A 10,825-nucleotide genomic window follows, 5' to 3' on the forward strand; every position below is an offset into this window, starting at 1 on the left:
CGCAAGCGGAAGGGAGGGGGCCTCGGTCCATCCTCACCCCGCCTGCTTGACCCGCATGTACCATTCCACCAGCCGGCGGACCTGGCGCTCGGTGTAGCCGCGGCTCATCATGCGTTCGACGAATTCCGAGTGCTTCTTCTCCGAGTCCGAGTCCTTCTTGGACCCGAAGCTGATCACCGGCAGCAATTCCTCCACCTGGCTGAACATGCGCCGTTCGATCACTTCCCTGATCTTCTCGTAAGAGGTCCAGGACGGCGACTTGCCGCCGTTGGCGGCGCGCGAGCGCAGCGCGAACTTGACCACCTCGTTGCGGAAGTCCTTGGGATTGGCGATGCCGGCCGGCTTCTCGATCTTGGACAGTTCCTGGTTCAAGAGGTCGCGGTTGAGCATCTGGCCGGTATCGGGGTCCTTGAAGTCCTGATCCTCGATCCAGGCGTCGGCGTAATCCACGTAGCGGTCGAACAGATTCTGGCCGTAATCGTGATAACTCTCCAGATAGGCCTTCTGGATCTCGTTGCCGATGAACTCGGCATAGCGCGGCGCCAGTTCGCCCTTGATGAACTCCAGGTACTTCTTCTCGGTCTCCTCGGGGAACTGCTCGCGCCGGATGGATTGTTCCAGCACGTACATCAGGTGCACCGGGTCGGCCGAGACCTCGTGGGTGTCGTAGTTGTAGGTGGACGACAGCACCTTGAAGGCGAAGCGGGTCGAGATGCCGTCCATGCCCTCGTCCACCCCGGCGGCGTCCTTGTACTCCTGCATGGGCTTGGCCTTGGGGTCGGTCTCCTTGACGTTCTCGCCGTCATAGACCCGCATCTTGGAATGGAGGTTGGAGTTCTCGTGCTCCCTGAGGCGCGACAGCACCGAGAAGCGCGACAGCATCTCCAGGGTGCCGGGCGCGCAGGGGGCATCCACCAGTTCCGAGGTGTCGATCAGCTTGTCGTAGATCTTCAGTTCCTCGGTGACCCGCAGGCAATAGGGCACCTTGATGACGCAGATGCGGTCGATGAACGCCTCGTTGTTGCGGTTGTTCTTGAAGGTCTGCCACTCCGCCTCGTTGGAATGGGCCAGCACCGTGCCGAGGAACGGCATGGCGCCGATGTTCTCCGAGCCGATGTAGTTGCTCTCCTGCGTCGCGGTGAGCAGGGGGTGCAGCATCTTGATGGGGGCCTTGAACATCTCGACGAATTCGAGCAGGCCCTGGGTGCAGCGGTTGAGCCCACCCGAGAAGGAATAGGCGTCGGGGTCGTTCTGGCTGAACATCTCCAGCTTGCGGATGTCCACCTTACCCACCAGGGTCGAGATGTCCTGGTTGTTCTCGTCGCCCGGCTCGGCCTTGGAGACCGCGACCTGCTTCAGCCTGGACGGGTACATCTTGGCGACCTTGAACTTGGAGATGTCGCCGCCGAATTCCTCCAGCCGCTTCACCGCCCAGGGGCTCATCAGCCCGGGCAGGCGGCGGCGCGGAATGCCGTACTTGTCCAGCAGGACCGGCCCCATGCCTTCGGGGTCGAACAGGTCGAGCGGGCTTTCGAACAGCGGGCTGATCTCCTTGCCGGCCTTCAGCACGTAGATGGGATAGACCTCCATCAGCGCCTTCAGCTTCTCGGCCAGGGACGACTTGCCGCCGCCCACCGGGCCCAGCAGGTAGAGGATCTGCTTCCTTTCCTCCAACCCCTGGGCGGCATGGCGGAAGTAGCCGACGATGCGCTCGATGGTCTCCTCCATCCCGTAGAATTCCGAGAAGGCGGGATAGATCTTGATGGTGCGGTTCATGAACACCCTGGACAGCCGCGCGTCCTTGGCGGTGTCGATCACCTCGGGCTCGCCGATGGCGGCGATCATCCGCTCGGCGGCGGAGGCGTACATCATGGGGTCGTCGCGGCAGCCTTCCAGATATTCGAGAAGGCTGAGTTCCACGTCCTTGCGACCCTCGTAGGCTCGCGAGTAACGGGTGAAGATATCGTCATTGCTGGGCATATCGTCACTCCATCGAAGAGGGTCAAAGCCGAACCGGAGGCAGGTTCCTTCCACTCATGTTTGGATTGGTTTGGCGGAATGCATCAGGGGAGGGCGAGAATTTCCGCAAACCAGTCATGCGGGCCGGAGAAATCGGCGCGCGCATCGGGATCATTCGGCCCGACAAGGTTGTACCGGAGACGGAAGACCACATGGTGTCGTCCTTTCGCCTGCTTCCCATCATCACCACTCTAGCGAATGGTTCTTAACAAAATCCTTTGCCTCCCCTTGCCCGGAGCAGAAACAGGGCAATTGCCGGCAAGATCAGGATGGTCCGGCATTGTGGCGAATCCATGATTGCCGGAGGGATAAAATCAGGCATCATCATCGCCATGCAAATCGCCTTCGAAATCGCCGTGATCATCGCCCTGGTCGTCCTCAACGGCTGCTTCGCCATGTCGGAACTGGCCATCGTCTCGGCGCGGCGGGCCCGGCTGGCCGCCCGGGCCGCCGAGGGCAGCAAGGGGGCCGAGGCGGCCCTGCTCCTCGCCGACAATCCCACCCGCTTCCTGTCCTCGGTGCAGATCGGCATCACCCTGGTCGGCGTGCTGGCCGGCGCCTATTCCGGCGCCACCCTGGCCGAGCAACTGAGCGCCTGGATCGCGGCGGAGTTTCCGTTCGCCGCGCCGGCGGCGCCGGGCATCGCCATCGCCCTGGTGGTCGGCGCCATCACCTACGCCTCGCTGATCGTCGGCGAACTGGTGCCCAAGCACATCGCCCTGGCCAATCCCGAGGGCATCGCGGAAATGGTCGCCCGCCCCATGGCCCGGGTGGCCCGCCTGACCTCGCCGCTGATCTGGCTGCTGGAAGGCTCCAGCCACGCCTTGATACGCCTGCTGGGCGTCCGCCGCTCCGACGACCAGACGGTCACCGAGGAGGAAGTGCGGGCCATGATCGCCGAAGGCACCGAAAGCGGCATCTTCGAGCCCGAGGAAAAGGAAATGATCGCCGGCGTCATGCGCTTCGGCGACCGCCGGGTGCGGGGAATCATGACGCCCCGCGCCGACATGATCTGGCTGGATCTCGACTGGGAGATGGACGACATCCTGAAGACGCTGCGCGACAGCCCCCATTCGCGGCTGCCGGTCTGCCGGGGCGGCATCGACGAGATGCTGGGCGTGGTCCAGGCCAAGGACCTGCTCAACACCGCCCTCGACCACCGCCCGCTGGACGTGGCGGCGGCGGTCAAGCCGCTGACGGTGGTCCATGACAACGCCCCGGCGCTGCACGTCCTCGACGTGCTGAAGCAATCGGACATCCATATGGCGCTGGTGGTGGACGAATACGGCGGGGTCGAGGGCATCGTCACCGCCGCCGACATCCTGGGCTCGATTCTCGGCAGCCTGTCGGAGCACGGCGAGGAATACCAGGGCACCATCACCGAGCGGGAAGACGGCTCGTGGCTGCTAGACGGCGACGTGGCGGCGGACCTGGCTGCCGAGCGGCTGGGCTGCCGGGCCATGAAGGACGGCGGCAGCGACTACGCCACCGCCGCCGGCTTCATGCTCTCGGAATTCCGCGCCATCCCCTCGGCCGGCGACCACTTCGTCAGGGACGGCTGGCGGTTCGAGGTGGTGGACATGGACGGACGCCGCATCGACAAGATCCTGGTGTCGCGGGACACCGAGACCCTGGGGATGTGACGGAGCCCTTCCGGAATGCGGCCGGGACGGCCGCGCTCCAAAAGTGGCGGACCTCGGATCGCGGGCATCTTGCCCGCCTGGTCCCTCAGATATACTGCCCCGAATCCACCTTGATCACCTCGCCGGTGATGCAGCGGGCGGCGTCGGACAGCAGGAACAGCACCGCGTTGGCGATATCCGAGGTGTCGGGCAGGATGGCGAGCGCCGCCTCGGCCAGGGCGCGGTCGCGGAACTGCTGGTCCAGCTTCAGCGTCATCTCGGTCAGCACCATGCCCGGCGCCACGGCGTTGCAGGTCACGCCCTTGGCCCCCAGTTCCTTGGCCGCCGTCTTGGTCAGGCCGACCATGCCGGCCTTGGAAGCGGCATAATTGCCCTGTCCCATCTTGCCACGCAGGCCATTAATGGAGATCATGTTGACGATGCGCCCCACTCCGGCCTGAACCATGCCGGGGCCGGCGGCGCGGATGGTGTTGAAGGCACTGGTGAGGTTTACGGTGATGACCGAGCCCCATTCCTCGTCACTCATCTTCAAGAGCGTGCGGTCGCGCGTGATGCCGGCGTTGTTGACCAGCAGGTGCACCGGCTTGCCGATGGCGGCAAAGGCGGCGTTGACCGATTCCGAATTGGAGACGTCTACCGCGTGCGCCGTCATGCCCGCGGGCAGGTCGCCGGCCTCGCGGTCGAAAACGTGCACCTCGGCGCCGCCGGCCAGCAGACCGTCGGCGATGGTGCGCCCGATTCCGCGCATTCCGCCGGTGACCACCGCCACCCGTCCAGGAAACTCCCACTTCATGACAACGCTCCTATTGACCACCGATTCGATTTCGGTATTATAGTACCGAATTATTCATTTAACAGGGTACCGCCCGCCAAGGGATGCCGTCAAGAGCCGGCTCCCGCCCCAACCCGACCGGTGGACCCAGAAAACGGGGGAGGTTCGCGAGTTCATGACAACCACTATCCGCGACATCGTTGCCACCGACCTGGAGCGCGTGATCGAACTCGATCGCCGCCTGACCGGCAAGCCGCGCCGCAACTACCATGAAAAGCGCATGGCTGCTGCCACCGCCGAAGCGGCCAGCTTCATCACCATCGCCGCCGCCGACGGACCGGTGCTCAAGGGCTACGCTTACGCCCACATCCTCGACGGCGAATTCGGCGGCTCGGGCCCCGTGGGCGTGGTCGACACCATCGGCGTCGATCCCGACCAGCGCGGCCAGGGTCTCGGCCGCAAGCTGATGGCCGCCCTCGAGGACGCGCTGAAGAAGCGCGGCATCAAGGAAGTGGTCAGCCAGGCCGACTGGACCGAACACGGCATCACCCGCTTCTTCCAGTCCGCCGGCTTCGAACTGGCTCCCCGGCTGGTGCTGGAGCGCTCCACCGACAACGTCTCCGATTTCGAGGCTCCGCTGGCCCAGCAGGTCCGCGACAGCGACGAAGTCGACCTGTCCGATCCCTCGGGCGACGATTACGCCGCCCTGTCGCGCGACCGCATCCCGGTGCGCTCGCTGACCGAGGCCGATTACCCCTTCATCGTCTCGGTGGACCGCAAGGTCACCCGCCGCGACCGTTCGGCCTACTACAAGCGCAAGATCGCCGAGGTGACCAAGGAATCCGGCGTGCGCGTCTCGCAGGTCGCCGAGATCGACGGCCTGTTCGCCGGCTTCGTCATGGCCCGCACCGAATACGGTGAGTTCGGCCGCGCCCAGTCCACCGCCGTGCTCGATACCATCGGCGTCGATCCGGCCTATGGCCGCCACAGCGTCGGCCGCGCCCTGATGAGCCAGTTGCTCACCAACCTAGCCTCGCTCGGCGTCGAGAAGGTGCAGACCCAGCTGGCCTGGGACAGCTTCAGCCTGCTGGGCTTCCTGGCCCGCTGCGGCTTCAAGCCGTCCCAGCGCCTGATCTTCCAGCGTCGGCTCGGGTAGACCCTCCCCTGCCGCACTCGGCGGGTCGCCCTTCCCGTTCCCGACCCGCCCGAAGGGGCCGGCAGTTGCCCGACTGCCGGCCCCGCTTCGTTTGGGATATTGAGCGGGAGACGATACGAAGGGAGTCCTCCCTTCGCGCATCCCTGTTCTTCCGGAACACAATCCGACATGCGAGTCAGAGCGGCATGCGGAAAAGTCAGCCGCGCCGGCGGGCCAGCACCGACCGGCGGTGGCGGGCGTGGCCGATATTGCCGGCCAGGGGAATCGCGTCGAATCCCAACGAGTCCAGCAGGCCGACGATCTCTTCGATGGAATAGGAGGACAGGCCCAGGGTCTTGCGCTTCTGGTGGTAGTTGGAATTGAGGGTGCGCAGCAGCCCCCTCACCGCCTCGGCCAGGAAGGCCTCGCGCCAGGCGAAGCCCAGCAGGGCGGTGACGTCGCCGACCACGCTGTTGTCGGGGCTGAGCACGTCGCCGACGATCAGGGCCCCGCCCGGCTTGAGGGTACGATGCAATTGCGTGAACAAGGCGGGCAGGTCGTCCCGGGGAATGTACTGGATGACCGAGATGAGCAGGATGACGTCGCACAGCCCGTCCAGCACGCCGAGGTCGTCGGGAACGGCGATGCCGTCCAGATGCGAGTAGCGCTGCCGGAGTCTGGGGCGCCGCCCGCCGGCCGCGTCGTAGAGAAAGACCTTTCCTCCCCTGGCGACGATATCGGGCGCCATCAGCGCCTCGCCGCAACCGAAATCGAGCAGGGTGAAGGGAGCCGCGGGAAGCAACGGCTCGATCCCGGCAAACAACTCCCTGTAATGGGCCTCCAGATGGCGCACCCCGGAATAGACCGAGACATCGCCATCCCAGTAATCGATCCAACCGCTCTTTTTACTCATTCAAGCCCCCAACTCGCGGCTAATCTTCGCCGCAAAGCCCACTCTCGCGCAAGGGGGAAGCGCGCGATAACAGATGCATTTCCCGTCAGGCCCCGTACACTGATGGCGGTGAATTGCTGATCAGGAGACGGACGGTGCGGGTACTGATCGAGCCGGATGCGCCATCCGTGGCGGCACGGGCGGCATCGCTGGTGGAGGGGCTGGTCCGCAACCGGCCCGACTGCGTCATCGGCCTGGCGGCGGGGGCGACGCCGCTGGCCATGTACGCCGAACTGACCGACCGGCTCCGGGCCCTGGATTTCTCGCGCGCCACCGTTTTCGGCCTGGACGAGTATCTCGGCCTCGATGCCGATCATCCAGCCAGTTGCGCCCTGACGCTCGGCGCCCATTTTATCGCTAAATCCGGCATTCACCCGTCGCGGGTCCATCTGCTGGACGGCACCGCGCAGGGCGACTTCGCCGCCTATTGCGCCGCCTACGAGGAGAGCATCCGGGCCGCCGGCGGGCTGGACCTGCAGATCCTCGGCCTGGGGGTCAACGGCCATGTGGGCTTCAACGAACCGGGATGCGGTCTCGCCGGCCGCACCCGCCTGATGGGCCTGCGCCGCAGCACGCGGACCACCAACGCGCTGATCTTCGCCCCCGCCGAGGTGCCGCGGGCGGCGTTGACCATGGGCCTGGGCACCATTCTTTCGGCCCGCCGCATCATCCTGCTGGCCACCGGCCCGGCCAAGGCCGACGCGGTGGCCGGGATGGTCGAGGGGCCGGTCTCGGCTCTGGTCCCGGCGTCCGCCCTGCAGCTCCACCCCGACGCGGTGGTGGTGCTCGACGAGGCGGCGGCGGCCGGGCTGGCACTGGCCGGGGATTACCGGGACGAGGCGGCGATCCTGATGAAACTGGGCGGCCTCGCCGCCATCTAGGAATCAAGAAAGACCTGGGAGGGTCAAACCATGGGCAACGTCACCAAGATCGCCTTTCTCGGCGCCGGCAGCATGTCGTTCGGCCTGTCCACCTTCCGCGACATGTTCTCGTCGGACGCCCTGGCCGGCTCCACCCTGGTGCTGGTGGACCACAACCCGGACGCCCTGGCCCGCATGAAGGCCCTGGCCGAGCGCATGAACGCCGAGGGCAAGGCCGGCATGATCATCGAAAGCACCTCGGACCGCCGCGCCGCCTTCGACGGGGCAAGCGTGGTGACCAACTCGGTGGCCATCGACCGCATGCGGCTGTGGAAGCATGATTTCGAGATCCCCAGGAAGTACGGCATCCGCCAGACCCTGGGCGAGAACGGCGGTCCGGGCGGGCTGTTCTTCACCATGCGCACCCTGCCGCTGATCTTCGATATCACGCGGGACATGGAGGAGCTGTGCCCCAACGCGCTGTTCCTCAATTTCTCCAACCCGGAAAGCCGCATCGTGCTGGCGCTGGGCAAGTACAGCCCCATCAAGTCCATGGGCCTGTGCCACGGCATCTTCATGGCGCGCGGCGCGCTGTGCCACATCACCGGCCAGTCCTGGCACGACACCGAATGCTGGGGAATCGGCCTCAACCATTTCCAATGGATGCTGCAATTCCGCAACCGCCGGACGGGCGAGGATCTCTATCCCCTGCTGCGCGCCAGGGAACCGGGCTTCGACCCCGCCTTCCAGCCGTTCAGCCGCAAGATGTTCAACGTCTACGGCCTGTGGCCCAGCTGCAGCGACGACCACATGGGCGAATACCTGGCCTTCGGCTGGGAAGGCGGCGAGGAAGGCCATGATTACGACGCCGACGCCCGCGAACGGGTGGAACTGCAGCAGACCATCGAGGGTGTGCTGAAGGGCGGCCCGCTGCCCGACGAATGGAAGCAGTCGGTGGGCGAACGCACCAACGTGGTGGTCGACGGCCTGATCAACAACCGCCACCACTACCTGGAATCGGCGGTGCTGATGAACAACGGCACCATCCCCAACCTGCCCCCCGATTTGGCGGTGGAGGTTCCGGCCATGGTCGACGCGGCGGGCGTGCATCCGGTCTCGCTGGGGCCGCTGCCCGATCCCATCGCCAAGCTGGCGCTGGTCCAGGCCGGCGTGCAGCAATTATCGGTGGAGGCTGCCGTGCATGCCTCCAAGGAACTGGCGCTGCAGGCCCTGCTGGCCGATCCGGTGGTCAATTCCTCGGACGCCGCCGTCAAGCTGCTGGACGAGCTGTGGGAGATCAACCGGCCCTATATCCGCAAGTGCGTGTGATCACGCCTTCGGCAGACTGACGAGGAAGGTGGAGCCCTGCTCCACCACCGATTCGGCCCAGATGCGGCCGCCATGGTGCTCGGCGATCTTGCGGCACACCGCCAGGCCGATGCCGGTGCCTTCGTACTTGTCGCGGGTGACCATGCGCTGGAAGATGCCGAACACCTTCTCCAGGCAATCGGCATCGATGCCGATGCCGTTGTCGGCGACGGACAGGACCCATTCCTTCCCGCCGTCGCGGCAGACGACCTCCACCACGGGAATCCGGCCGTCCTGACAGTATTTCAGGGCGTTGCCGATCAGGTTCTGGAACAGCCGGGTCAGCTCGGAGCGGTCGCCCCGCACGGTGGGCAGGTTCTCCGCCACGGTGACCACCGCCCCGGAATCCCGGATGGCGACGCGGAGGTTTTGCAGCCCGTCGGCCAGCGCCTGATTGAGGTCGACGCTCTCCATGGCCGATTGCTTGCCGATACGCGAGAATTCCAGCAGATCGACGATCATGCGGTCGAGCCGCCGGGCGCCCTCGGTGGCGAAGGTGAAATATTCCGAGGCCTCCTGGTCGAAGGCGGCGTTCAACTTCTTGTGCAGCAGGCCGAGATAGGAGTTGATCATGCGCAGCGGCTGGCGCAGGTCGTGGGAGGCGATATAGGCGAACCGCTCCAGTTCCTGGTTGGATTCCTTGAGCTCGGCCACCAGTTCGGCCACCCGCCCCTCGATCCGCTTGCGCTCGCTGATGTCCTCCTGCATGCCGACGAAGCCGCGCAGCCCGCGCTTTCCGTCCATGACCGGCGAGATGACGATGGAGGCCCAGTAGGGGCTGCCGTCCTTGCGCCGGTTGACCATCTCGCCGCGCCATTCGTTTCCGGCCCGGATGGTGCGCCACAACTCGGTGAAGATTTCGGGCGGAGTGTCGTCGGATTTGAGGATGCGCGGCGTCCGGCCGATCACCTCGTCGGGCGAGAAGCCGGTGAAGCGGCAGAAGCTGGGATTGGCGTAATCGATCACGCCGTCGGGATCGGTGGTGATGATCATGTGGGGGTTCTGGTCGACAGTCTGCGACAGGCGCCGCATGCGGGCCTCCCGCTCCAGACTGCCCAGGTGTTTCAGCGAGAACAGGAACAGCATCCCCCCCAGCCCCAGGGCGGCCAGCCCCAACCCGGTGAACCACGACACGGTGCGCGACCAGATGGCCAGGGCCCCCTCGCGGCTGACCGTCGCCACCGCCAGGACGGGATAGCGCCGTCCGACGTTGAATCCGACGATGCGACGCTTGCCGTCGAAGGGACTGACCTGCTCGGCGAATCCGGCCCCTCCCTGGATCATGGCGGCCAGTCCGGGAAAGGTGGCGGGCGTGGCGGCGGCGAAGGATTCGGTGAAGGGGTGGCGGAACAGCGGGGCTCCGTCGATGCGGTGGATGGCGATGGTCCCGTCGGCGGGCAGGCGCAGCCGCTCGAACAGATCCTCGAACCGGCCGATGCGCAACGAGATGCCGATCACCCCCTTGAACGAGCCGTCCTCGCCGCTGATCCGCTGGGTCAGGAAGAACACCCACAGCCCGGTGATCTTGGAGCGCGAGACCTCGCTGATGAACAGTTCCTCGCCCGGATTGTCGCGGTGGAAGGCGAAATAGGGGCGCGCGGCGGCGTCGGCCTGCCGGGTGGGATTGCTGACCGAACTGGCCGAGGCGATCCCCCTCTCGTCCACGAAGAACAGCGCATGCAGCGGCTTGTCGGCGGGATCGTCGCTGAACAGGTTGAGATGGGCCATGAACATCTCGTACCAGGCGGTCTCGCTGAAGGCGCCCACCCCGCCCCGCGCCCGGATTTCCCGCTGCAGCGAGGTCAGGATCGCCGCCTCGGAGCGGATGGTCGCCTCCACCTGCTCGGACAGGGCCAGGGCCAGGGTGCGCATGGAGCGGCCGGTCTCGTCGATGGTGTAGCGCGGGCCCAGCCAGACCATCACCAGATAGGCGGAGACCAGGAAAAGATTGGCGGAGACGAAACCGGCCACCAGCCAGCGGCGCAGGCGTTGGAACCCCAAAGCCTCCGCATCGTCCGACCTGATCCTGACGGCCGGCGGGGCCACATCCATGTTCCGCTCCGCGATGTTCGACCC

8 protein-coding genes are annotated in these 10,825 nt (G+C 65.8%); 4 read left to right on the forward strand and 4 right to left on the reverse strand.

What is annotated here, in order from left to right; genetic code table 11:
* Window positions 1-33: 33 nt before the first annotated feature.
* Window positions 34-1,980, reverse strand: coding sequence for a PrkA family serine protein kinase (locus tag H261_RS21445; protein WP_008621884.1), 1,947 nt, complete (start codon window positions 1,978-1,980; stop codon window positions 34-36).
* Between the two features lie 371 nt (window positions 1,981-2,351).
* Between H261_RS21445 and H261_RS21450 the strand changes: the two genes are divergently transcribed.
* Window positions 2,352-3,662, forward strand: a complete 1,311-nt coding sequence (locus H261_RS21450) for a hemolysin family protein (RefSeq protein WP_008621886.1) — start codon at window positions 2,352-2,354, stop codon at window positions 3,660-3,662.
* A gap of 85 nt (window positions 3,663-3,747) precedes the next feature.
* Here the strand turns inward: H261_RS21450 and H261_RS21455 are convergent, their stop codons facing one another.
* Window positions 3,748-4,455 carry an SDR family oxidoreductase gene (locus H261_RS21455; protein ID WP_008621887.1) on the reverse strand — a complete coding sequence of 236 codons (708 nt, stop codon included), beginning with the start codon at window positions 4,453-4,455 and terminating at the stop codon, window positions 3,748-3,750.
* A gap of 154 nt (window positions 4,456-4,609) precedes the next feature.
* On the opposite strand from H261_RS21455, the gene H261_RS24200 reads away from it, so the two are divergent.
* On the forward strand, window positions 4,610-5,590 hold the full coding sequence (locus H261_RS24200) for a GNAT family N-acetyltransferase (RefSeq protein WP_008621888.1): 981 nt from the start codon (window positions 4,610-4,612) through the stop codon (window positions 5,588-5,590).
* A gap of 196 nt (window positions 5,591-5,786) precedes the next feature.
* Here the strand turns inward: H261_RS24200 and H261_RS21465 are convergent, their stop codons facing one another.
* Window positions 5,787-6,482, reverse strand: a complete 696-nt coding sequence (locus H261_RS21465) for a class I SAM-dependent methyltransferase (RefSeq protein WP_008621889.1) — start codon at window positions 6,480-6,482, stop codon at window positions 5,787-5,789.
* A 134-nt stretch (window positions 6,483-6,616) separates the two neighbouring features.
* Here H261_RS21465 and H261_RS21470 point away from each other — a divergent pair, with 134 nt between their 5' ends.
* Together H261_RS21470 and H261_RS21475 are read left to right on the forward strand one after the other, a co-directional pair.
* On the forward strand, window positions 6,617-7,402 hold the full coding sequence (locus H261_RS21470; RefSeq protein WP_008621890.1) for a glucosamine-6-phosphate deaminase: 786 nt from the start codon (window positions 6,617-6,619) through the stop codon (window positions 7,400-7,402).
* A gap of 30 nt (window positions 7,403-7,432) precedes the next feature.
* On the forward strand, window positions 7,433-8,710 hold the full coding sequence (locus tag H261_RS21475; protein WP_008621893.1) for an alpha-glucosidase/alpha-galactosidase: 1,278 nt from the start codon (window positions 7,433-7,435) through the stop codon (window positions 8,708-8,710).
* On the opposite strand, the gene H261_RS23630 is transcribed toward H261_RS21475, so the two are convergent.
* Window positions 8,711-10,825: ATP-binding protein (locus tag H261_RS23630; protein ID WP_008621895.1), on the reverse strand; the 2,115-nt coding region annotated here is incomplete at its 5' end. It abuts the gene before it with no gap.

Origin of the sequence: Paramagnetospirillum caucaseum (assembly GCF_000342045.1) — a bacterium.
Lineage (GTDB): Bacteria > Pseudomonadota > Alphaproteobacteria > Rhodospirillales > Magnetospirillaceae > Phaeospirillum > Phaeospirillum caucaseum.

What these genes read in the sequence shown, in the direction of transcription:
- H261_RS21445 (WP_008621884.1), bottom strand. Translation starts at nt 1,980, where the DNA reads ATGCCCAGCAATGACGATATCTTCACCCGTTACTCGCGAGCCTACGAG.
- H261_RS21450 (WP_008621886.1), top strand. Translation starts at nt 2,352, where the DNA reads ATGCAAATCGCCTTCGAAATCGCCGTGATCATCGCCCTGGTCGTCCTC.
- H261_RS21455 (WP_008621887.1), bottom strand. Translation starts at nt 4,455, where the DNA reads ATGAAGTGGGAGTTTCCTGGACGGGTGGCGGTGGTCACCGGCGGAATG.
- H261_RS24200 (WP_008621888.1), top strand. Translation starts at nt 4,610, where the DNA reads ATGACAACCACTATCCGCGACATCGTTGCCACCGACCTGGAGCGCGTG.
- H261_RS21465 (WP_008621889.1), bottom strand. Translation starts at nt 6,482, where the DNA reads ATGAGTAAAAAGAGCGGTTGGATCGATTACTGGGATGGCGATGTCTCG.
- H261_RS21475 (WP_008621893.1), top strand. Translation starts at nt 7,433, where the DNA reads ATGGGCAACGTCACCAAGATCGCCTTTCTCGGCGCCGGCAGCATGTCG.